Annotated in this window: 22 protein-coding genes and 1 riboswitch; of the genes, 8 read left to right on the top strand and 14 right to left on the bottom strand. The window is 53.6% G+C overall.

What is annotated here, in order from left to right; translation table 11 throughout:
- Window positions 1-390 precede the first annotated feature (390 nt).
- From QWT68_RS00700 to QWT68_RS00690, 3 genes are read left to right on the top strand one after another with little or no spacing between them, the layout of a single operon-like run.
- Entirely contained in the window at window positions 391-1,353 is a 963-nt protein-coding gene (locus QWT68_RS00700; RefSeq protein ID WP_290149052.1) for a CobW family GTP-binding protein, read from the top strand.
- A gap of 15 nt (window positions 1,354-1,368) precedes the next feature.
- Window positions 1,369-2,352: a permease gene (locus tag QWT68_RS00695; protein WP_290149051.1), complete on the top strand. Its 984-nt coding sequence runs from the start codon at window positions 1,369-1,371 to the stop codon at window positions 2,350-2,352.
- A gap of 8 nt (window positions 2,353-2,360) precedes the next feature.
- Window positions 2,361-3,251, top strand: a complete 891-nt coding sequence (locus QWT68_RS00690; RefSeq protein ID WP_040285901.1) for a TIGR03943 family putative permease subunit — start codon at window positions 2,361-2,363, stop codon at window positions 3,249-3,251.
- A gap of 74 nt (window positions 3,252-3,325) precedes the next feature.
- On the opposite strand, the gene QWT68_RS00685 is transcribed toward QWT68_RS00690, so the two are convergent.
- The 5 genes from QWT68_RS00685 to QWT68_RS00665 all read right to left on the bottom strand — a co-directional run bounded on the left by QWT68_RS00685 (window position 3,326) and on the right by QWT68_RS00665 (window position 6,896).
- Window positions 3,326-4,138 carry a metal ABC transporter permease gene (locus tag QWT68_RS00685; protein WP_052461697.1) on the bottom strand — a complete coding sequence of 271 codons (813 nt, stop codon included), beginning with the start codon at window positions 4,136-4,138 and terminating at the stop codon, window positions 3,326-3,328.
- Window positions 4,126-4,770: a metal ABC transporter ATP-binding protein gene (locus QWT68_RS00680; RefSeq protein ID WP_040285903.1), complete on the bottom strand. Its 645-nt coding sequence runs from the start codon at window positions 4,768-4,770 to the stop codon at window positions 4,126-4,128. The genes QWT68_RS00685 and QWT68_RS00680 overlap by 13 nt, the downstream gene beginning before the upstream one ends.
- A gap of 12 nt (window positions 4,771-4,782) precedes the next feature.
- A complete protein-coding gene (locus QWT68_RS00675; protein WP_290149049.1) occupies window positions 4,783-5,889 on the bottom strand; it encodes a metal ABC transporter substrate-binding protein in 1,107 nt (368 codons plus the stop codon).
- A 130-nt stretch (window positions 5,890-6,019) separates the two neighbouring features.
- The gene (rpmG, locus tag QWT68_RS00670; RefSeq protein WP_040285905.1) at window positions 6,020-6,169 is read right to left on the bottom strand and encodes a 50S ribosomal protein L33; all 150 of its coding nucleotides are present in this window, start codon (window positions 6,167-6,169) and stop codon (window positions 6,020-6,022) included.
- Window positions 6,170-6,656: 487 nt separating this feature from the next.
- Window positions 6,657-6,896 (bottom strand): hypothetical protein, encoded by a 240-nt coding sequence (locus QWT68_RS00665; RefSeq protein WP_040285906.1) that lies wholly within the window; start codon window positions 6,894-6,896, stop codon window positions 6,657-6,659.
- 294 nt (window positions 6,897-7,190) lie between these two features.
- On the opposite strand from QWT68_RS00665, the gene QWT68_RS00660 reads away from it, so the two are divergent.
- The gene (locus QWT68_RS00660; RefSeq protein ID WP_082023283.1) at window positions 7,191-7,634 is read left to right on the top strand and encodes a DUF2243 domain-containing protein; all 444 of its coding nucleotides are present in this window, start codon (window positions 7,191-7,193) and stop codon (window positions 7,632-7,634) included.
- A complete protein-coding gene (locus QWT68_RS00655; RefSeq protein WP_290149046.1) occupies window positions 7,624-8,451 on the top strand; it encodes a cytochrome c oxidase assembly protein in 828 nt (275 codons plus the stop codon). The genes QWT68_RS00660 and QWT68_RS00655 overlap by 11 nt, the downstream gene beginning before the upstream one ends.
- 51 nt (window positions 8,452-8,502) lie before the next feature.
- Here QWT68_RS00655 and QWT68_RS00650 read toward each other — a convergent pair whose 3' ends face one another.
- From QWT68_RS00650 to QWT68_RS00630, 5 genes are all read right to left on the bottom strand, one after another.
- Complete coding sequence (locus tag QWT68_RS00650; RefSeq protein ID WP_040285909.1) at window positions 8,503-8,856, bottom strand: DUF2200 domain-containing protein; 354 nt, start codon at window positions 8,854-8,856, stop codon at window positions 8,503-8,505.
- Between the two features lie 15 nt (window positions 8,857-8,871).
- Window positions 8,872-9,456 (bottom strand): helix-turn-helix domain-containing protein, encoded by a 585-nt coding sequence (locus tag QWT68_RS00645; protein ID WP_290149043.1) that lies wholly within the window; start codon window positions 9,454-9,456, stop codon window positions 8,872-8,874.
- 52 nt (window positions 9,457-9,508) lie between these two features.
- Window positions 9,509-10,060, bottom strand: a complete 552-nt coding sequence (locus QWT68_RS00640) for a GNAT family N-acetyltransferase (protein ID WP_040286028.1) — start codon at window positions 10,058-10,060, stop codon at window positions 9,509-9,511.
- 118 nt (window positions 10,061-10,178) lie between these two features.
- Entirely contained in the window at window positions 10,179-10,940 is a 762-nt protein-coding gene (locus QWT68_RS00635; protein WP_040285911.1) for a YibE/F family protein, read from the bottom strand.
- A complete protein-coding gene (locus QWT68_RS00630) occupies window positions 10,937-12,076 on the bottom strand; it encodes a YibE/F family protein (RefSeq protein ID WP_290149040.1) in 1,140 nt (379 codons plus the stop codon). The genes QWT68_RS00635 and QWT68_RS00630 overlap by 4 nt, the downstream gene beginning before the upstream one ends.
- A gap of 177 nt (window positions 12,077-12,253) precedes the next feature.
- On the opposite strand from QWT68_RS00630, the gene QWT68_RS00625 reads away from it, so the two are divergent.
- Entirely contained in the window at window positions 12,254-12,883 is a 630-nt protein-coding gene (locus QWT68_RS00625; protein WP_290149038.1) for a hypothetical protein, read from the top strand.
- A gap of 377 nt (window positions 12,884-13,260) precedes the next feature.
- Here QWT68_RS00625 and QWT68_RS00620 read toward each other — a convergent pair whose 3' ends face one another.
- Entirely contained in the window at window positions 13,261-14,658 is a 1,398-nt protein-coding gene (locus tag QWT68_RS00620) for a DHA2 family efflux MFS transporter permease subunit (protein WP_290150436.1), read from the bottom strand.
- Window positions 14,659-14,819: 161 nt separating this feature from the next.
- A riboswitch (guanidine-I (ykkC/yxkD leader) is annotated at window positions 14,820-14,923 on the bottom strand.
- Window positions 14,924-15,291: 368 nt separating this feature from the next.
- Window positions 15,292-15,981 carry a hypothetical protein gene (locus QWT68_RS00615; RefSeq protein WP_290149036.1) on the bottom strand — a complete coding sequence of 230 codons (690 nt, stop codon included), beginning with the start codon at window positions 15,979-15,981 and terminating at the stop codon, window positions 15,292-15,294.
- 99 nt (window positions 15,982-16,080) lie between these two features.
- Here QWT68_RS00615 and QWT68_RS00610 point away from each other — a divergent pair, with 99 nt between their 5' ends.
- Both QWT68_RS00610 and QWT68_RS00605 read left to right on the top strand, forming a co-directional pair.
- Window positions 16,081-17,019 carry a magnesium transporter CorA family protein gene (locus QWT68_RS00610; protein WP_290149034.1) on the top strand — a complete coding sequence of 313 codons (939 nt, stop codon included), beginning with the start codon at window positions 16,081-16,083 and terminating at the stop codon, window positions 17,017-17,019.
- Window positions 17,020-17,157: 138 nt separating this feature from the next.
- On the top strand, window positions 17,158-18,297 hold the full coding sequence (locus QWT68_RS00605) for a zinc-dependent alcohol dehydrogenase (RefSeq protein WP_290149032.1): 1,140 nt from the start codon (window positions 17,158-17,160) through the stop codon (window positions 18,295-18,297).
- Window positions 18,298-18,617: 320 nt separating this feature from the next.
- Here the strand turns inward: QWT68_RS00605 and QWT68_RS00600 are convergent, their stop codons facing one another.
- Entirely contained in the window at window positions 18,618-20,015 is a 1,398-nt protein-coding gene (locus QWT68_RS00600) for a VWA domain-containing protein (protein ID WP_290149031.1), read from the bottom strand.
- Between the two features lie 254 nt (window positions 20,016-20,269).
- The gene (locus tag QWT68_RS00595; protein ID WP_290150435.1) at window positions 20,270-20,986 is read right to left on the bottom strand and encodes a dihydropteridine reductase; all 717 of its coding nucleotides are present in this window, start codon (window positions 20,984-20,986) and stop codon (window positions 20,270-20,272) included.
- Between the last annotated feature and the right edge of the window lie 191 nt (window positions 20,987-21,177).

Here is a 21,177-nt window from a genome sequence, read left to right as displayed (position 1 = left end):
TTCCTCCTCATAAATCGTAATGGTTACACTTTACACATGTCTCTTATTTTTGTAAACTGTTTTTGCGGATGTTTTTTTGATGCCGTCTGTGCGTAGCTCTCTCCCGTCGCCATGCAGGTCTCATGTACATAAACCGAAACACTGTCCAGCAGCTGGCGAACAGACATGTAACGCAGTGTGCTCATAAAACTGGATTTCCTCTTATTTAAGTGACAGAAGTAATCATAAACCAATAATTCCGCTCGTACTCACGCCAGAAATGATCATGCCTTCAGGTTTAAACTCGTAACTTCACACAACGGGCAGCCAGGCATCCGAAGCATCTCGTTCGCATAGTTTGTCTAATCAGACAGTTTGACCATCAATAGTAGAATAGGAGTGCATCTGTACATGCAACAATCGAAAATACCCGTTTACATCTTGAGCGGCTTCCTCGGCAGCGGAAAAACGACGCTGCTGATGAGGATGCTCGCCCACTGCAAGGAAACCGGCAAAGAGGCCGCCATCATCATGAACGAACTCGGCAAGGAGAACGTGGAAGGGCATCTTTTCGAAACCGGCACGATGTACGAACTGCTCGAAGGATGCATCTGCTGCACCATCCAGGATGATCTTCGGGAGACGCTCGAAGAAGTGAGCGCACGGTCTGCAGACAGCCCGGTCGACGTGCTGTTCATCGAAGGGACGGGTGCCGCGAACCCGATCGATATCCAGGAAGTGCTGTACAGCGAGCCGTATGTCTCAACGTATGAACTGATGTCCGTCATCACCGTCGCGGATGCCGCCCAGTTCCTCGAATACCAGAGTCTGTTTGCGAGCACGGGCGAAGTCCGCCGGCTGATTGCCGATCAGCTTGCGTGCTGCAGCCTACTGCTGCTGACAAAGACGGACCTGGTCTCGGCTTCCCATTTGAAAAAGGTGCGCAGCAAGATTTCGAAGACACCAGGCGGACAGAACCTTGCCGATGTACCCGCAGCAGATTTCCCGATTGATCGCCTTTTTGAAAAACGTATCCATTCCGTTTTACAATCCAGGTCATCTGACTCTGCTACGGCACACCGGCACGGCACACTGCAGGCGATCCGCCTTACGGATATCCCGATCGTTACGAAGAAAGAGCTCCTCGTATGGTGCCGTCATCTGCCGGCCCATGTCGTCAGAGGAAAAGGGGTTGTCTCGCTTATCGGCAGTTCCGGAGCAGCCGCCCCTTACAGCCTCCAGCTGTCGGGCGGGAAAGCGGTTGTCTCGCCCTTGCCGGCCGACTGTGGGAAGGAACCGGTCATCATCCTGATCGGACCGTCGCTCGATCGGCAGGAGATCCGTGAATTCTATGAAAAACTCATACACCAGTAAGACAAGGAGACTCCTATGGCCTTAAAATTGAATTACTTCACGTACCCGCTCATCCTTCTCATCCTGCTCTATTTCTTTGTAGGTGCGGGATTACAGGAAGCGATCCCGAAAAGCTTGCTGCTCATGAACACGACATTCCTCGGCATCGTGCTGGAAGCGCTGCCGTTCGTGTTCCTCGGCGTCTTCATGTCGGCGCTGATCCAGACGTTCGTCTCGGAAGATGCCGTCCGGCGGTCGATCCCGAAAAACGCCTATGCCGCCATCGTGCCCGCCGTCCTCGTGACCGCGATCTTCCCGGTGTGCGAATGCGCCATCATCCCGGTCGTACGGCGACTCATGAAGAAAGGAATGCCGCTGCACGTCGGGATGATTTTCTTAGCCGGGGCGCCGATCCTGAACCCGATCGTGTTCGCCTCGACGTACTTCGCATTCCCGCAAGCACCGGAGATCGCCTACGCCCGCATGGGAATCGCCGCAGTGGTTGCGGCACTGATCGGTCTGCTCGTCTATGCGTTCTTCAGCGACCGGAGCCAGCTGAAATGGTCGGCGGAGGAATTGGTCGGACAAACGGAACGGGCAGACGGCATCGGCAGGAACAGCTGGCGCACCGTCCTGTTCCACGCGAGTGACGAATTTTTCGATATGGGGAAATTCCTGCTGATCGGTGCGCTCGTTGCAAGTGCCGTCCAGACATTCTTCAACCGGAGCGAGCTGCTCGCCCTCTCGCAGAACGACAATCTTTCGCCGCTGCTCATGATGGCATTCGGATTCGTCCTGTCGCTCTGCTCTGAAGCGGATGCCTTTGTCGCCGCCTCGTTTGCCGGGACGTTCACGACCGGGTCCCTGCTCGCATTCCTGATCTACGGGCCCATCCTCGACATAAAAAGTACAATCATGCTGTTCGGCTATTTTCGCGCCAAGTTCGTAATCGGCTTCATGGCGATCGTGACAGTTATCGTATACACGATCGTTCTGCTGTATCAGACTTTCTTTTTGTGAGGTGAACTATGGAAACTGCATCGAACTACAGGATCCACGCTCTCTTGCGCGGACTTCTCTTACTGGGATTCTTCGCCCTGCTGCTCCGGCTGCTCGTCACTGGGGACATCCTGCTGTACATCGCGCCGAAAATGGTGAAGTTTTCGTATATCGCACTCGCCGTTCTGCTGATCCTCGGTATCATGCAGCTCATCAGGAGCCTGTCTGCCGATGAGGAGGAGTTATACTGTGACTGCGGATTCTCACACGGTCCGTCTGCAGCACCACTTCAATCGGCGATCATCTACCTGCTGTTCGCCTTGCCTGTCCTGACAGGTCTCTGGTTCCCGTCCGTCTCCCTCGACAGCTCTATCGCTGCGAAACGAGGGTTCCAGTATCCGTCCGCGGCAAGCGCTCCTGGGAATGGAGAAGGGATCGCAGCGGACACAGGTCAAACCGTCGATCCCGCTGCAGACGTCCTGCCGGGAGATCCGGCTGCGGATCCATATGAAGCGGCCTATGACGAGAGTGAATTCGCCATTCTCCGGCAGGAACTGCTGGACGCGGACACGATCGAGATGACGAACGAAAACTATATGGATGTCATGTTCTATCTGAACGATGATCCAGTCGCATTCGAAGGAAAACAGCTGTCGATGACCGGCTTCGTCTTCAAGGATCCGATCTTCCAGGAGAACCGGTTCGTCATCGCACGGTTCGGTATCAGCTGCTGTGTGGCGGATGCCGAAGTGTACGGTATCATGTCAGCCGAACCGCCCGCAGCCCCCTTTGCAGAAGATGAATGGCTCGATGTCACGGGTACACTGACGACCGTCCAGCATGAAGGCATGACCCTCCCGTTCCTTGAGATGTCGGACCATCAGGTGATCGATCAGCCGGAACTCCCATATGTCTACTGACGAGACCCGCATACCATATGAAAAGCCCCGCCGGCCTGCACAATGCAGGATCCAACGGGGCTTTTCATGGGTGATCACCGCACTATCGACGGCCGCCTGACCTTCTTCTTGCCAAGCAGGATGAGAGCGATCGCCGCCACCATCCACAACGCGATACTCGCGCCCGGTGGTGTGCCGCCTGTGTAGGAGGTTACAAGCCCAGCGATCGAACAGAGGATCGACAAGACGCCCGCAGTGACGAATACCAGCCGGAAGCGGCTCGTCAGCTGCATCGCCGCAGCACTCGGCAAGATGATGATCGCTGAGACGAGCAGCATGCCGGTCATCGGAATCATCGTGGAGATGAACAGCCCGATGACCGCACTGAACGAAAAGGACAGCCATTTTGTCCGGATCCCCGCTGCCCTCGCGATGTCCTCGTGCAGCACCATCCTGTACAGGGATCTCTTCGCAACAAGGAAATACAAACCGATGACGCCGGACATGATCAGCAGCGTCACGAGCTGCTCCTGTGTCACTGTGACGATGGAACCGAACAAATACTGGTTCATCGTCTTCGTGCCGGTCGGCATGACAGTCATCAGACACAGGGCGATGGAAAGCCCTGCCGCCATCATGATGGCGATGGACACATCCGAATAGCTCCGGTATCGGGTCCGCAAATATTCGATGAGCAAGGCGCCGAGCACGACAACCAGTCCGCTGATCCATCCCGGCCGGTCGCCCAGCAGCAGCCCCACCGCAACGCCGGCCAGTGCGATATGGCTCAGTGTATCGGCGATGAGCGATTGGTTCCGCATGATCAGAAACACGCCGATCAACGGTGAGATCAGGGCGATCAGCAGACTCGCGGCGAGCGCACGCTGCATGAACACTAATTCGAACATATACAGGTACCTTCTTCCATCTGAAGGATCCGGTCGAGGTACGGCTGCAGCTCATCCAGGTGATGGGTGATCATGACGATGGTGACGGCAGGCGTCATCGCTTTCAGCACCTGATAGAACTGTTTCCGTGTCTTTTCATCCATTCCCGAGGTTGGTTCGTCCAACAGCAGGATCGACGGCGCAGCCATGAAAGCCCTCGCTGTGCAGGCTTTCTGCCGCTGACCGCCTGACAGTCTGCCGATCGGCCGGTCTGCCAGCTCCGAAAGTCCGAATTGGCCGATCATTTCAGCGGCCTTGGCTTTGTCTTCTTTCCGGATGCGCTGAAACCATTTCTTTCGGTCCCAGACACCCGACAGGACGAACTCCCGGACGGTGCTCGGAAAGTCCGGTTCGATGGCCGCGGCATCCTGCGGCAGATAACTGACCGCTGACTGGCGCATGCCGAACCGGGAACCGCTCCATGGCACGAGAAGACCGCCGAGCAGCTTGAGGGCTGTCGTCTTTGCGGCCCCATTCTCCCCCGTGATGACGGTGAACTGTCCGGATGGTATGGAAAACGAAAGATTATCCATGACAGGCTCCGACGTATACCCGAACGTCACGTGCTGAAGCCCGATTGCTGCTGTACTCATTGCTATCATCCTTTATCGGAGAGCTTTCGCCAGCACATGCAGGTTGTCTGACATGACACTGATATAGGTCGCTCCGCTGTTCTGTTCGTCTTCACTGAGCCCTTCCAGAGTATGGAGGACGGCGGTCTTCGCCTGCAGCTCCGCGGCCAGTGTCTCCGCGACTTTCGATGATGCGTTCTCCTCGAAGAAGATCGTATGGATATCATGATGCTCTGCGAACTCTTTCAGTTCTTTCAATTTTTTTGCACTCGGTTCATTGTCAGGCGACAGACCGGCGATTGGAACTTGTGTCAGACCATAATCCGCTGCCACGTACCCGAAAGCTGCGTGCTGGGTGATGATCTCTTTGTTGCTGACGGAAGACAGTGTCTCTTGGTACTCCTTATCAAGCGCCTTCAATTTCTTCACGAATTCATCTCTGTTCTTCTCATAATCGCTTTTGTGGTCAGGATCAATTTCACCGAGACGGGCAGCGATCGTTTCCACTTCGGTGATCGCCCGGGCAGGACTCAGCCAGAGATGCGGATCGAAATCATGGTGATGGCCTTCATGCTCATGATCTTCGTCTTCATGGTCGTGCGCCTCACCTTCATGGGCGCCGGCTTCCTCTCCATGCTCATGACCTTCGCCTTCATGGCTGTGTTCATCACTACCGTGATCATGATCTTCTCCCTCATGTTCCCGGGCATCTCTATCGTGATCATGATCGTCATACTCATGCTCGTGCGCTTCCCCGGTGAATGGCAGCAGCTCGATCCCTTCCGAAGCGTCGATCAGTTCGACGGAGGATCCGACCGCCCCCTCAATATCATGGATCCACGTTTCCATATTTTCATTGTTATAGACCAGTGCGTCTGCGTCCTGGATCTCCTTCAGATCTTTCGCCGCCGGCTCCCAGTCATGCGGTTCCACGGATGCCGGAATCAGCATCGTGACATCGGCATTGTCCCCCACCACTTCTTTCGTGAACTCATACATCGGATAAAAACTCGTCACGATCGACAGTTTCGCTTCATGACCTTCATCAACCGCCGCTTTCTGTTTCTCAACGTCCTGCTGGCAGCCTCCGAGGAAGACCGCTCCTGCTGCAAGTGTCAAAGCTATCCATACTTTATTCATCGAACTCTCCTATCTCTTTCCGCTAGTTATGCCTGCTTAAATTTTTTCGCAGTGATAATCAACAAATAGTAATCATTACGATTTAAAAAATGTTAAAATTTTTAATCGGTACTAAAGATCTTCATTCTCCCTATTTAGTCTCCCGGTGCAAGGTCACCCGGCGGAGTCGCGGACAATACTTCTTCAGCTCAATCCGCTCAGGATTCGTCCTCTTGTTTTTCGTCGTTATGTAATTACGGTCCCCTGTTTCCGTGCACGCCAGCGTAATATTCACTCTCACTATGAACACCTCCTTAGTTGCAATGTCTACGATTTTAGATGATAACCGTAATGATTACGATTGTCAACGATTTTTTTCTTACATACTTTGATGAGCTGGTCCGTACTGAGTTCCTCTGCCAGCCGGAAGGATCAGTTTGCTCATAAACCTTGGCGTTCCGCTCATAAACTGCACAAAGTGCTCATAAAAGCTCTCCCTTCGCTCATAAACTTGCAATAGTGCTCATAAAACCAGAATTCCGCTCATAAACCACCCTCCAGCGCTCATAACTTCACAAATCCTTCCTCGCCAGGCCTCATCCAATACACAGGAAGAACGCAGAGTGACCGGCCTGTCCCCATTTTGATGAACCAGCCGGACAGCCTCCCGATCCACAGCAAAACCAATGGAACCGGAGAAAACCTGTACGTAAACATTGTCAGGAACACATAAAAAAAACGCACGGCGGCCGCTGTGCGTTCTTGTTTTCAATAGATGACCGACTTTATCACTTCACCGAGTCGACCGCCTGTTTTGCCTGCAGCAATGTCAGCCCGAACTCCTGCCGAAGAATTTTGACTGTCTCGATGTCGGAGGCAGTCTCGCGGGTCTCCCGGGCATACGCCTGGATCCGTTTCCGCTCTTCGGGGTCCAAGGAGGTGAATGGCTTCATATCACCGTCCCCTTTGTTTCTGAGCATGATGAACAACACCAGCAGAATGAGCAGCGCTGTAATTCCCGAAGACATCCTCTCACCTCCCTCGCTTTAGAATTCATCCTCCTCATGCTATCACACTTTTTCCTGACCACCTGTTCAAAAGGTTCAAGGCTGCGCTCACCGGAGGTTTTTTGGTTATCCTGCCTTGTCGGCTTACAGTGAGCATCCTCCACCCCCAGCCAGCGATGCACAGAATCCACGTGTTGATTAAAATATTTCCAGCCGGGCATATTGGCAAGGAATGATAAGCATGACGAAGGAGCGATCACTTTGGTATCCCATAACTCAAACACCCGTCTTCCTCAAAATCTCCGGCAACGGGACATGTGTGCTGCGCGCAACCTGTGGTCCGGTCTGCTGTTCGGGGTCGGAGCAGCCGCCTTTGTCGATGAGACCGTTTTTCACCAGTTGCTGCGCTGGCATCATTTCTACGATAAGTCGACCACGGATGTCGGTTTGATCTCTGATGGGCTGTTCCATGCGTTCAGCTGGTTTGCAACGATTGGCGGACTTTTCATCTTTGCCGACCTGCGGCGGCGCAGCGCCCTCCGTCTTCCCAGATGGTGGAGCGGGGTTCTTCTTGGAAGCGGGATGTTTCAGCTCTACGATGGCACAGTCCAGCACAAACTTATGCGCCTCCATCAAATCCGGTATGTCGACAACTTGGCCGTCTACGATTGGATATGGAACCTGATTGCCGTTCTTCTTATAGTCGCTGGTCTGTTGCTGGCATACCGCACCCGAAAGGACACGCTCCATGAAGAATGACCATCTTGTTCACCATCTTCCGGCTTCAGGCGATCCGGCTGTTACGCTGGGCGGCTTTTCTCAACCTCTTCTGGCCCTGCTGTTCGCAACAGCCATCATTCTCTATATTGTCGCCGCAAAACAGACGGGCCGACATTACAGGAGGTGGCCGGTCTCCCGTGTGATTTACTGGATTGCAGGAGTTCTTTTTGCATGGCTGTCAGTTGCAGGGCCTGTCGCTGACCGGGCTCATACCGACTTCACTGCGCATATGGTCGGCCACCTCTTCCTGGGGATGCTATCTCCTTTGCTCCTTGTGCTGGCGGCTCCCATGACTCTCATGCTGCGGACTCTTCCCACGGAAGCGGCACGCAGGCTCACCCGTCTGCTGAAATGCCGGTTTTCCCGACTGATGACACATCCTGTCACGGCAGCCATCCTCAACTTGGGAGGTCTGTGGCTGCTCTATACTAGTGATCTTTATTCACTGATGCACACATACCCGTCCCTTTACTTGCTTATCCATTTCCATGTATTCGCAGCGGGATATGTGTTCACGGTATCCATGCTCTATGTCGACCCGTCTCCCCATCCGCACTCCTATCAGTTACGTTCAGCCGTACTGCTAGTCTTTCTGGCAGGTCATGCGATTCTGTCGAAGTTCATCTATGCACACCCGCCAGCCGGCGTTCCGGCAGAACAGGCCCAAGCCGGAGGACTGGTTATGTATTATGGCGGCGATGCCATCGACGCTATTCTTATCTTTTTCCTTTGTCTCCAATGGTACCGCTCTGTCCGCCCACGGCAAAAAGGCGGCCGGAAACTCCGGCAATCCTAACTGATTCCGGTCATTCACCGCCTATGATTGCAGGAGCTTCAGCCGCAGCATTCAAGCTTCCCTCAGTATCTTCTCCATCTTCTTGCCTTTCGCCAATTCATCGATCAGCTTATCCATATAGCGGATCTCCTGCATGACCGGTTCTTCGATGTCTTCCACACGCACTCCGCAGATGACGCCTTTCACGAGGCGCCGGGCCGGGTTCAGTGCAGGGGCTTGTTCGAAGAAAGTCTCGAAATCGGTTTTGTCTGCAAGCACTTTGCTGAATCCTTCCTCCGTGAAGCCCGTCAGCCAGTGGATGATCGTATCGACCTCTTCCTTCGTCCGGCCTTTTCGCTCCGCTTTCGCGATATATAATGGATACACGTCCGCAACCGGCATCGTATAGATCTTATGCTTCGTCATCAGATTCTCTCCCTGTTAAACGTTCTGGTAAAACAGACCGTGCTCTGTACAAAATGACAATAACATGCCGTGCCGGCGGTTTGCAATTCTGGCTTGCAGCGCCCATTCCGGATACTGTTTGAACACTTGGATCTGGTCTCCTGTCGCGAATGCGACAAATGAAATCGAATGGTCTTTGTACATAGGGTGATTACTGGAGACATATAACTCCCCGTCGATCTTTTCACAGATCATCATGTGCTCTCCTGCCGCTTTCCCGGCTGTCAGCGGATCCAGTTTCCGGCCGCAGCATGCCACCGATGCACTGCCCGTGCATACGGAAATATTACCGCACGACGGACATACAAAATAGTTTGATTTTTTCATATTGCCTCCTGTGAGATCACCGGCGTCCAATCCGCCGGCCAGAATGTCTTCGATGTGCACACCAAGAAGGAAGGACAGCTCAGGCAGCAAGGACACGTCCGGATATCCTGCACCCCGCTCCCACTTGGAGACGGTGCGGTCGGACACCTGCAGCCGATCCGCCAGGTCTTTCTGTGTCCATCCTTTTTCCCTGCGCATCTGCTGGATGATACTGCCCGTCTTTTCCATATCCATCTCTCATCGTCCCCTTCCTGATGAACTTATCGTACACCGCAGACAGTCCTCTTCACAACAAACGTTCCGTAGAGTCGGCTTCCCACTCTTCCCGCAGGATGCCCATCCGGATCGAATCATAATAGGCCCCGTCATGGAACCGGACATTCCGCATGCGCCCTTCGAGCTGCATGCCGAGTTTCTCGCCGACCCGCATCATCCGGTGATTGCCGGACCATGTCGTCAGGCCTACACGAGGCACCGGCAGTGTCGTGAAAATATGAGCGATCCACATCGTCAATGCCCTCGTTCCGACTCCTTTGTTCCAATTACTTCCTTCATGGATGGCGATGCCTGTCTCCAGCCAGATTTGTGTGGTGTCCTCAAAATAATAGGACACGATTCCCCAGACGACTCCCTCTGCCTCGATCACCCACATCTCCTCGCAGCCGACCCAGCCGGGTGCTGTCTCCATGAATTCACCGAGAGGCTTTGCATGATGAGGAAAGTAAGGCGCATCCCACTGCTTCCACTCCGGCGATTCTTCTTTGTAGATCAATTCCCATAACCGCGGCAGATCCCGCTGCTCGATCGGCCGGATCACCAATTCTTCATCTCTGTACATACTGTTCCCCATTCCCTCAGTTTCCTTCCATCCTACCATACAATTCGGTGAATAAGGCGAGACATAGAAATCCCCGCGGCAAATGGTCTGCCACAGGGTTCCGCTCCATAATACGAGTTCACTTTCCGGACTTCCTAACGAGATACGCAGCACTCATCCAGGACGAAACCGGAATCACGAGCGCGACACCGATCCCCGCGCTGAAGACGAGCAGCACCTCCGAGCTGAACACTTTCGCATTGACGATCTCCCCGAGGTTGTACTGCAGATCCTTGAACCAGATGAGCAGGCCGAGATAGCCGCCAAAGAACGCGAAGAATAGCGTATTTGTATCCGTCCCAAGAATATCCCGGCCGACTTCCATTCCGGAAGCCGCCAATTCATCGCGGCTCATGAGCGGATTGCGCCGGTGCATCTCCTGCATGGTCGACGTGATCGAAATCGCGACGTCGAGAATCGCTCCGATCGTACTGATGATCACGACGGACGCTCCGATCTTCACGAAGTCGACGCCGACATATAAGGAGAAGCCACTCAGGGAATCGGCCTCCTCCTCACCGAAGCCCTGGATCATCAGCGCTTCTGACAGGTAGACGATGAACAGCAGCAGGACACTGATGACGAGCATCGTTGAGATGAATGCGATCACCGTTTTGCTGTTCACCTGATTGATGTAAAACAAGCCGATGCAGCAGACGAGGATGCTTGCGATAAATGTGATGATGATCGGATTGACAGACGGATTCGTCATGAAGAACAGCATGAAGAACAGCACGCCGAAATTCAGGAACAGAGCGAAGAACGACCGCAATCCGCTCGATCCGCCGACCCACACCATGACCAGCAGCAGAACCGCCCCAAGAAGTATGATGACATTCACAGCGCCGCCCTCCTTCTTCGGATGAAGTACAGGACCGTGTAAAGGGTGATTGGAATGGACAGGACGATACCGATGCCGCCAGTCAGCGCCCGTGCGACTTCAAGCGACAGGTTCATCGGCAGTGCGAAACTCAGAGAGGATGCATTCCGCAAGTACAGCAGGAGCATCGGCAGTGAACCGGTCAGATACGCAAAGAACAGGATGCTTGTGATCGTGCCCATGATGTCTTTCCCGATATCCAGTCCTGACATCTTCAGTTCATGCATCGGGATATCCGGATTACGGTGCTGCAGCGCGAACAGCGACGACGAAATCGTGATTGCCGTATCCATGATCGCCCCGAGCGAGCCAATGAACAGACCTGCGAAGAATACGGTCCTATATGGACGTGTCAGGAATTGCATCTCTTCATATCGGAGCCCCTTACCGTCCATCAGCCAGATGACGGCGGCCGCGATAGCGAGCGATATCGCGGTCGCGATCAAGGTAGCGATGATGGCCGCATAGGTCTTTTCATTGAATCCGCTCACCAGCAGCAGCGACACGACAGTGAACAGCACAGCACAGACGCCGGCGATGATCAGCAGACCTTTCGGGAAATGATCGGTGTACAGTTCCAGGGCCACCGTCAAGATGAGGACATTCGCCGCAAAACTGACGAGGGCGAGCATCCCTTTCCGGCGGCCGATCGCAAGCAAAATGAGCACGAACAGCCACGCGATGAGAACGACATACCCATCCCGTTTCAGATCGATCACTTGTCCGGTCAGCAGCCCGTCCGCCGTCCGGTCCTTGCCGATCGTCAGGAACACCCGGTTCCCGACTTCATATTGCTGGTCATAGACGCCCGAGTGGGAGTAGATGTTTTTCAATGCGATCCACTCACCCTTGTGCTCACCATTCCGCACTTCTGCGACGAGCTGCTGCGTCACGAGGGTGTCCCGGTTGCCATGCTCGTCCGTGACAGCTTCCCGACCTGCGTCGTGCGTCTTGACGATCAGACCGATCGGCCTGTCGTACAGAGATTCGTTATGGTGCACCGCAAACAGCGAACCGACGAACAGCACCGCAAGCACTGCGTACAGCCAGACCGCCTGTCGCCCGAGCACCAGTTTTTTCAGAGTAAGCCCATTCATGTACAATCCTCCAGAAGGTGATCCGGAGAACCGACCGGGATCACCAATACCATTTTCGTTTCTCTATCGTACCATGAAATCATATTGTCTTTTTCCTCGGGAGAATCTTCAGCTGCAATTTGTCAAATTCCCACAACAACTGGTAAACTAGTTGTTATCGTGATTGGAGGAGTAGCTATGACGGCACCCCAGATGATGTCGGTCCACAGAGCACTGGCAGAACTGAAGACATTGAACGACCGGATCGAAAAAGCGGTCCGGGATGCGGAATTCATCGCAACGGATCGGAAATCCGCTGAAAAGGTGAACGGACTCCCGATCGAGGAATTCGAGAAGACCCTGCAGGGCGGGTTCGACAAAGCTGTCTCCCTCATCGAGCGGCGCAACCGCCTGAAGGAAGCGATCGTGCAGTCGAACGCCACCACGGAAGTGACAGTCGGCGGTGAAACGATGACGGTCGCCAAAGCGATCGAACGCAAGACATCGATCCAGCTGGAGGAGGACCTTCTGGCAGCGATGACTGCGAAGCGGCGTCAGGCTGTGAATCGGCTCACGATGGAGAACGATACGCTGCCGCATCGGCTCGAGGCGTATTTGGCTGAAATCCTGGGCAAGAAAGAGAATGCCAAAAAAGAGGAAGTCGAGCTGCATACGAAGGCGTTCCTGGCGCGAAACGAATTTGTGCTCATCGACCCGCTGCATCTCAGCAAACGGATCGACGAACTGGAAGAGCGGATTTCGGCCTTCAAGACGGACGTCGACGCTGTCCTGTCCGAGTCGAACGCCATCACGCAGATCACCATCTGATCCGCCGGCCTGCATGGATACCTGAAAACGGCAACCACAAGACCCTTCGTTTACCGGAGTTTCTTTGGGACAATAAGCAAAACCGGCCAACTTACACTTACAATCCTAATGAATAGTTGAAGAGAACTGAAAGCTCAACGCTTACAGCTCAAAGTTGTAAATCTTACACGTCAAAGTTCTTACGCTGTAAAGTTCAACCGATAACGCACAACGCTCTTTCAAATCTTGGACAGACAGTTGCGGGGTTCTTGTGCCGCCCGCCGTTCCCTGCCAAGCTGGGTAGCCCGTGCATACGAAAAAGCCGATGGATCTCCCATCGGCTTTTTTGCATATCTCCTGGGCGGCCAGCAAACAGCGCATGCTGTTCCTGCAGCCGATCAGCGCACCATCACCCGCCTCACGAACAGCGAGCAGACGAACCCGATCACTGAAATGATCAGGGCGAACGAAAATGCATTCTGGACACCTGAAATCAGGGCCTGTGACAGATCGCCCGCAGAAGCGGGATGAGCCGCTCCGCTTAGATAGTGCCGCTGGGTTGCATTCATGATACTTATGGCGAGGGCTGTCCCGATGGCACCCGACGTCTGAATCATGGAATTGACCACTGCCGAGCCATCCGGATACAGATCGGGGCTCAGCTGATTGATGCCATTCGTCTGGGACGGCGTTGTCACCATGGACATGCTCACCATCAGGAGCATGAAGAAAAAGATGATCAGGTACGGGCTCGTCGCGGACGTAACCGTCGAGAAAAACCAGACAGCAGCTGTACTCATCACGAAGCCGGTGATCAGCAGCGCGCGCGGTCCGTGTTTATCGAAAATCCGGCCGCTGATCATGGACATGAGCCCGTTGACGATACCTCCCGGCAGCAGCAGCAGACCCGCACTGGAAGCCGCCAGGCCCAGACCGGTCTGCATATACAGCGGCAGCAGAATATTGGCAGAGAAAATGATGATATTCGCGAACAGGGTGATGACGATTCCGAGGATGAACATCGGTTGGCGGAATACGTTCAAATTGAGGACAGGCTCCGGAATGGTCAGCTGCCGAACTGCATACATACCGATAGCAGCAGCGCCCGCCGTCAGTGCTGACAGGACGACAGGACTCGACCAGCCGCCGCTTTCGCCTGCGAAACTGAAGCCGAACACGATCCCGCCGAAACCGATCGTCGACAGGACAATCGATAGGATGTCGATCTTCTGCTTGACGGGTGTGGTGAGATTCGGCAGGAAGAGGATGCCGAACAGGAGTGCAAATACCATGAACGGCAGGATGAACCAAAAGATCATATGCCAGTTCAGATAATCGATGACCAGCCCTGCGGATATCGGACCGATCGCCGGGGCGAACATCATGACCAACCCGACGATCCCCATGGCGGTTCCGCGTTTCCAGGGCGGAAACAGGATCAGCACTGTATGGAACAGCAGCGACACCAAGAGACCTGTCCCGATCGCCTGGATGATCCGTCCGCTCAGCAGCACCCCGAATGTCGGGGAGACCGCTGCTACCAGCAATCCCGTGATTGAAAAGCATAAACTGGTGATGAACAGCCGTCGGGTCGTAAAGCGCTTGATCAGCAGCCCGGAGACCGGGATCAGGATACCGAGAACGAGCAGATAGCCAGTCGTCAGCCATTGGGCAGCGGAAGGCGAAATCCCAAACTCCTTCATCAGCTGGCTGAGCGCCATATTGAGCGCCGTCTCACTGAGCATGCCCATGAAACCGCTGATCAGCAGGGCGGCCATGACAGGGAGGACGTTCATAGGTTTCTTGTTCGATTCGTTTTCTTGGATGTTTTCCATATGGAGTGTCCCCCTTTCGTATAGGCTGGGTGATAGTCCAAGGACACCGGGCGGCCGCACGCACTATGTGATTTCCCTGTTGTTCGCAATTGAAAAAGCCCGGAAGAATACTGAGAATCAGTACCTCCCGGGCTTTTATCCCTCCGTGTCATAGCGGAACGGCTATGGGTTTTCTCTCGGACCAGTCCATTTCATGAACGAATGCGGAACCCTAGAAAACTAATGAAACGATTCAATTTACTGCACTTTTTTACAGAATAACATACTTGGCCCTGCCTGTGCAGGATTCTATCTGCGACTCACGGCCAGTTTTCTTGCCGGCTCGCAATTGGGACCGCTCTACCTTCGACTCGCGCCCGATTTCCACGCTGAGTCGCAATTACAACCGCTCTATCTTCGACTCACGCCCGATTTCCCCGGCGAGTCGCAATTACAACCGCTCTATCTTCAACTCACGCCCGATTTCCACGCTGAGTCGCAATTACAACCGCTTTATCTTCGACTCGCGCCCGATTTCCCCGGCGAGTCGCAATTAGAACTGCTCTATCTTCGACTCGCGCCCGATTTCCACGCTGAGTCGCAATTACAACCGCTTTATCTTCGACTCACCGGCTCCTCCGCCAGCAGATCGGAGAATTCCCGCTGGATGCACGCTTTGTCACCGAAGACGAGCACCTGGTCCCCTTCCTGCAGACACTCTTCGAAGACCCCTTTTCTCAAAATCCGGTCTCCCCGCCGGATGAAGATGACATGGACGTCGTCATCTTCGCTCAGCAAGCGCTGGCACGGCCCGCCGATGAATCCGCAGTCTTCTTTGATCTCCAGCAGTGCCACATCATCCTCCTCGCCCAGTTCGAGCGCTGTCTTCAGCGGCCAATCCTCCAGCTCATACCGTTCGTCCATCGAGTATTCGAACCGGTTTTCCAGAAACCGGAACACCCGCCGGATCCGCAGCAAGACCATCACACAAAGCAGGAACGCGATGACCACGACCAGCAGCCGGACTTTCAAGTCATTCAGCAGCAGCGCCGCAATCGCTGAAATGATGACGGCCAGTGAAAAGTAGCCGAACAGGATGACAGCGGCACTGAGCCTGCGCCGGATCGGATGATCAATGATCAGCGTCGATTCATCCGTCGTGAATCCGGTCCCGGTCAGCATCGAAATGACCTGGAACCGTGCGATCGACTTCTTCAGTCCAGTGGCGGCAAACAGCTGGACCGCCGTCTCGATCACAAGCCCGACAATCACGCCATATAAGATAATGAACTGAAAATCCCCCAAGCCTGTCCCTCCGATTCATCTGTTTTGCTCAGCCTTTCCATCCGCCGATGTTTAAATTCCGTTGCGGATAGACAAGGTAGGAAAAAAGGGGGCAGACCGATGCTTGAACCTGCTTTTGAACACAAGAACTGGACATGGCACCGTCTGGACAATGCGTCTCCCCAGAACATCGCCGAGCTTCCCGGCATGTCTCCCGCAGGCAGACGCTGGGCGCAATCGTTATACAGCGGTCAAAACAGCAACCTTGAGATGGAGACGGACGAACCCGGCAGCGAATCGATGTGGGGATCGATCGTCTACTCCCAGAACCTTGAAGAGCGGAACCGCCAGACTATCCTGCATTTTTACGTATCCCAGGGTCTGCTGCTGACGTACGGCATCGAGCCGGCCGTCTCGCCGAAGTTATCCGCGCAGCATCTCCTGAAAAGCGTGAACGGCGCAGACAACGCCATCGAAGGATTCATGGCACTGCTCGGGGAAATCGTCGCCGTCTTCCTGATGGATATCGAGTCATTCGAAGACCGGATGCACGCCCTCCTCTGGCGCATCAAGGAAAAGAATGACGAACCTGTCTTCGAAGAAATCATGGAAAACCGGCACGAGATCCTCGTCTGGAAAAATCTCATCATTCCTGTTATCGAAATACGGGAAGCCGCTCAGGAAGCATTCGGCAAAAAGATCGCGGACGGCCCGCATTTCGAACGGACCTGCCTGCGCATCCGGCGCTGCCGGCAGACCATCCGGGACTATGACGATGAAGTCGGCAAGCTCATCGACCTCGAGTCGGTCATCTCGTCCCACAGAGGCAACGAAATCGTCAAGACACTCACCGTCATCACGATGCTCTTCACTCCTGTCGCGGCGTGGGGCGCTCTGTGGGGGATGAACTTCAGCGTCATGCCGGAACTGAAATGGCGGTACGGCTATATCGCCTCCCTGCTCGTCATCCTTCTGTCCACATGGGCGCTCTATTACTATCTGAAGAAGAAGAACTGGATCGGCAGCGTGCTGAAAAGCCCGAAAAACAGGAAGTTTTAACTGGTTGCCTGCAGGTTATCCCATCGTCTTTGCCCTATCAGACGGCCTGCATCCGCACGTGCAGCAGGCAATGCCCCCTTCAGTGGATGTATGGTTCATGGGAGGGCGGCAATCATAAGGGAAATGAGGAGGGACAAGATGAGAGCAGTGACATTTCAAGGCGCAAAAGACATTCAAGTGAAAAAGGTTGAAGCCCCGAAAATCGAGAAGCCGGATGATATCATCGTCCGTATTACGTCGACCGCCATTTGCGGGTCCGACCTGCACATCTATCTCGGCGGACTGCCGGCACAAAAAGATTACATCATCGGCCATGAACCGATGGGCATCGTGGAGGAGATCGGCTCGGGGGTTGTGAAAGTGAAGAAGGGAGATCGGGTCATTATCCCGTTCAATATCTCCTGCGGTGAGTGTTTCTTCTGCCGGCATGATATGGAGAGCCAATGCGACAATTCCAATCCGAATCCCCACGTGGATACAGGGGGATTCCTCGGGTTCACAGAGCGCTACGGCGGCTACCCCGGCGGCCAGGCAGAGTATCTGCGTGTTCCATACGGCAATTTCATCCCATTCGTCGTACCGGAGAGCTGCGAACTTCCGGATGAGTCCCTGCTGTTCCTGTCCGACATCATGCCGACCGCCTACTGGAGTGTCGAGCACGCCGGAGTCAAACAGGGGGATACGGTTCTCATACTCGGCTGCGGTCCGGTCGGTCTGCTGGCTCAGAAGTTCGCTTGGCAGAAAGGGGCGAAACGGGTGCTCGCCATCGACCATGAACCGTACCGTCTGGCCCACGCAGTCCGGACAAACCACGTGGAAGCCTTCAATTTTGAGGAAATCGATGAAATCGGCGGCCATATGAAAGAGCTGACGCAGGGCGGAGCGGATGTCGTCATCGACTGCGTCGGCATGGACGGCAAGAAAAACGTCTTTGAAAAGGTCGGTCAGAAGTTGAAGCTGCAGGGAGGGACAACGAATGCCATCGAAATCGCTCTGGAATCCGTCCGGAAGTTCGGCACTATCCAGCTGACCGGCGTATATGGCTCCCTCTACAACGCCTTTCCGCTGGGCAAGATCTGGGAGCGGAACGTCACGATGAAGATGGGACAGGCGCCAGTCGTCCATAACATGCAGCTGCTGTTCGACCAGGTAGCATCCGGCCAATTCGATCCCACTGATATCATCACTCATATCGTACCGCTCGATGAAGCCGCAGAGGCATATCAGAAATTCCACGGCCATGAAGACGGGTGCATCAAAGTCATTCTGAAACCGTGAAAGTGACAGTGCACGGAAAGCGGTAATCCGGGGTGATATGAATAAATCAGAAAGAGACAGGGCGAAATCGCAGACCTGTCTCTTTCTGGATAATATTCGATGTATCGATACGCCGCATAATCCAAAATCCTAGTTCCCATGGTTCGGAAGCAGTGCAGCAGCGGTGCCATTTCAGTGTTCATCATAATAGGGGTTCCTTGCCGTGATCTTTGTAGACTATACGCATCCGTATCAGTCTTCCACTAGTGAAGGTATCACCAGCCAACACCAAAAAACCCACCGCAACACGGTTCTTTCCCGGTCTGCGGAAGGTCTGCTGGTCACTGCTTGTTTTTCTCTTGAATCGTTTCATAATAATTCTTCTGGCCTTCTTTTATTACATCATGATACTCTTTTTGGCCATTCTTGATGCTTTCATTGTAAAGCTCTTGCCCCTTCATGGTGACATAGTTATACTTTTTCACCTTCTTATCGATTATATAATTCGATAGTTCGATGATGGAATCGTTGTCATCAAACGTGTCCCGTAAAAATTGCCGGGCGTCCACCAGCCGTTCTTTCTCACGGATCACCTGTTCTTGAAGAGTTTCTTTCGTGGTCCGAGCCAACTCCTTCAGGTCCTCTTTTTGTGCCCAGGCGTCTTCCTTGCCTGCCTCTTTCCACTCCCACCATTGCTGCTGGATAATCTCATACTGCTCTTTCATATATCTCTTCAGCTCTTTTTCGGAATTGACATAGATGAATTCTCCGTTACCTGCATCGGCCACCTTCTTCAGCAGGGTCTGCCCTTCGTTATCGACGTCATAACCGATAATGTTGACGACAGTCTGGATATTGCCAGCCACGAGGCCGGATGCCGCCTTCACCGGGTCACCGCCACACGTTTCAATGCCGTCGCTCACGACGTAGACGACCGCCTCATCCACTTCGGGCGGAATGTCCTCCTTCACCGTATCGAGCACGAGTCCGATCGGCGTCCATCCCGCAGGCTTTACGTTGTTGAGCGCTTCCCGGAAAGCCCCCTCCTCGAACTTTCCGTTATAGAAGCTTTCGGTGCTCGTGCAGGACAATTCTTTATCAGCCCGATTGCCGGAGCCTTTATGGCCGTACACCCGCATGGAAACGGTCGCGTCTTCCGGAATCTGCTTGGCGAAGTCCAGCACTGCTTCTTTTGCTGACTCCATCCGTGTCTTACCAGCCACGGTCGCCTTCATACTGCCGCTCGCGTCGATAAGAATCGCGTAATGGGCCTTCTTCAATTTCGGTTGTTCCACATTGCCATCCGGCCGTTCCAAGTCGACTTTCACTGTCGGATCGAATGTCAAATACGTCTTCATCCCCTCTTGATAATCTTCTCCGAGCAGATGCAGCATTTCGTTCAGATACTCTTCTTTCGTCAGATCGCCCGGCAGCTGGCGGAGCGCTTCCTGCACTTTCTGTTCATCATACCGGTCTCCGGCGTAAATGCCCGGTTTCCGCAAAAGCTCCTTCTCCACACTTGTCAGTTCGCGGCCGACGCCTTCCAGCTCGTAATACTCAGGCACAGCTGGCTCGAAGCCGGAATCTGCTGTTTCAGAGGACTCTTCCTGTTCAGTCGGTTTTGCCGGCTCCTTCTCCGCTGTCGTCTGAGCCTCAGCAGACTTGGGTGTTTCCTCTTTGGCTGAACACCCCGCCAGCACAACAAACGAACAAAAAAGCAACCATATCACTTTTTTCACCTTTCACCCTCCCTTGCCTTTCTTACACCGATTATATCGAAGTTTTCGAATCATAAAATACTGCAAAGCAAAACCGTTCCAAAGACGCGGGCCCTACTTCCTGAAAAACTCGCCAGCCTGCAGCAAAAGGTGCCACTCCGACCCATTCATCGGAATGACACCTTTTCAATTGAAACGTTATTGTTCCTTACACGTTACAAAATCACCATTTGAACATTAACGAATTATTTCATTCACAGGTACGTGTCAGTCTTTCACACTAACTTATCAGCTTGGAAAAACTCAGCCAGCTGCTGTTCCCGCTTATCGAGCATGATCTGTTCCGGCTGGATACCCTGTCCGCGCAGCACGCCGATTGTCTGTGCCAGGAATTCGTCGCTGCCGACAACATAGAACAGTCCATCTCTGTCCGCTTTGAGTTTTTCAACTTCCGCATAGTACTCCGTGCGGTTATCGACGAACTGTGCGGTGAACTTCTTATCAGGAGCCGATGTGAATACAGAAGGGAATAAAAAGTCTTCCGACGAATCAACATTCAAGGAATGGATCTGATTCACGCCGTCCTCCTTCTGCAGAAATTCCAGCACAAGCGGCCGGAATGTTGCCAATCCAACCCCTGACGAAAGAAGGTACACATTCTTCCCTTCCCGTTTCAGCGGAACGTTGGAATGTGTTTTGAAAATCGCCACTTCCTGGCCGACTTGCATATTCCGTAAAATCGACTTGAATTCGGAACACTGTTCCCGGATACGTGTCGTGATGCCGATCGAGTTTTCATGCGGCAGCGTGGAAATGGACATATGGCGGATCAGGCTGCGGTTCGGCTTGTCCCCTGCATTGAACCCCTCCAGTGCGAAATGCGTATGGGAGCCCTCTTCCCATACAAACCCTTCCGGACAATCGAGCATGTACGTCCGTACCTCCGGCGTCTCTTCTATGATTTCATTGATTGCTGTCCAATAGATTTGCATCATCATATCCCCTTCCCCCAATTAGTCGGTTCATTGCCTTACTATACAGTAACTGATAACAGTTATCAATTAAACAGATGAACATGTTCTATAATTGTGAAATCATCGGTACGCGCTGACTTTCAAAACCCGGTAGAGCCAGGAATGTCTGACAACAGAAAAAAGGCTTGGCAGCTACCCTGCAGCTGCCA

Origin of the sequence: Sporosarcina trichiuri (assembly GCF_030406775.1) — a bacterium.
In the GTDB taxonomy this organism is placed as follows: Bacteria; Bacillota; Bacilli; order Bacillales_A; family Planococcaceae; genus Sporosarcina; species Sporosarcina trichiuri.
The sequence above is the reverse complement of the archived record's forward strand: the minus strand, read 5'-3'. Positions and strand labels throughout refer to the sequence as shown.

Excerpts from the sequence above, each read along its gene's own strand:
- QWT68_RS00655 (WP_290149046.1), top strand. The coding sequence starts at position 7,624 with ATGAAGAATGACCATCTTGTTCACCATCTTCCGGCTTCAGGCGATCCG.
- QWT68_RS00680 (WP_040285903.1), bottom strand. The coding sequence starts at position 4,770 with ATGAGTACAGCAGCAATCGGGCTTCAGCACGTGACGTTCGGGTATACG.
- QWT68_RS00595 (WP_290150435.1), bottom strand. The coding sequence starts at position 20,986 with ATGCAAATCTATTGGACAGCAATCAATGAAATCATAGAAGAGACGCCG.
- QWT68_RS00665 (WP_040285906.1), bottom strand. The coding sequence starts at position 6,896 with ATGTCTTCGGGAATTACAGCGCTGCTCATTCTGCTGGTGTTGTTCATC.
- QWT68_RS00660 (WP_082023283.1), top strand. The coding sequence starts at position 7,191 with ATGTGTGCTGCGCGCAACCTGTGGTCCGGTCTGCTGTTCGGGGTCGGA.
- QWT68_RS00605 (WP_290149032.1), top strand. The coding sequence starts at position 17,158 with ATGAGAGCAGTGACATTTCAAGGCGCAAAAGACATTCAAGTGAAAAAG.
- QWT68_RS00685 (WP_052461697.1), bottom strand. The coding sequence starts at position 4,138 with ATGTTCGAATTAGTGTTCATGCAGCGTGCGCTCGCCGCGAGTCTGCTG.
- QWT68_RS00695 (WP_290149051.1), top strand. The coding sequence starts at position 1,369 with ATGGCCTTAAAATTGAATTACTTCACGTACCCGCTCATCCTTCTCATC.
- QWT68_RS00610 (WP_290149034.1), top strand. The coding sequence starts at position 16,081 with ATGCTTGAACCTGCTTTTGAACACAAGAACTGGACATGGCACCGTCTG.
- QWT68_RS00630 (WP_290149040.1), bottom strand. The coding sequence starts at position 12,076 with ATGAATGGGCTTACTCTGAAAAAACTGGTGCTCGGGCGACAGGCGGTC.
- QWT68_RS00690 (WP_040285901.1), top strand. The coding sequence starts at position 2,361 with ATGGAAACTGCATCGAACTACAGGATCCACGCTCTCTTGCGCGGACTT.
- QWT68_RS00700 (WP_290149052.1), top strand. The coding sequence starts at position 391 with ATGCAACAATCGAAAATACCCGTTTACATCTTGAGCGGCTTCCTCGGC.
- QWT68_RS00640 (WP_040286028.1), bottom strand. The coding sequence starts at position 10,060 with ATGTACAGAGATGAAGAATTGGTGATCCGGCCGATCGAGCAGCGGGAT.
- QWT68_RS00625 (WP_290149038.1), top strand. The coding sequence starts at position 12,254 with ATGACGGCACCCCAGATGATGTCGGTCCACAGAGCACTGGCAGAACTG.
- QWT68_RS00620 (WP_290150436.1), bottom strand. The coding sequence starts at position 14,658 with ATGAACGTCCTCCCTGTCATGGCCGCCCTGCTGATCAGCGGTTTCATG.
- QWT68_RS00675 (WP_290149049.1), bottom strand. The coding sequence starts at position 5,889 with ATGAATAAAGTATGGATAGCTTTGACACTTGCAGCAGGAGCGGTCTTC.
- QWT68_RS00650 (WP_040285909.1), bottom strand. The coding sequence starts at position 8,856 with ATGACGAAGCATAAGATCTATACGATGCCGGTTGCGGACGTGTATCCA.
- QWT68_RS00645 (WP_290149043.1), bottom strand. The coding sequence starts at position 9,456 with ATGGATATGGAAAAGACGGGCAGTATCATCCAGCAGATGCGCAGGGAA.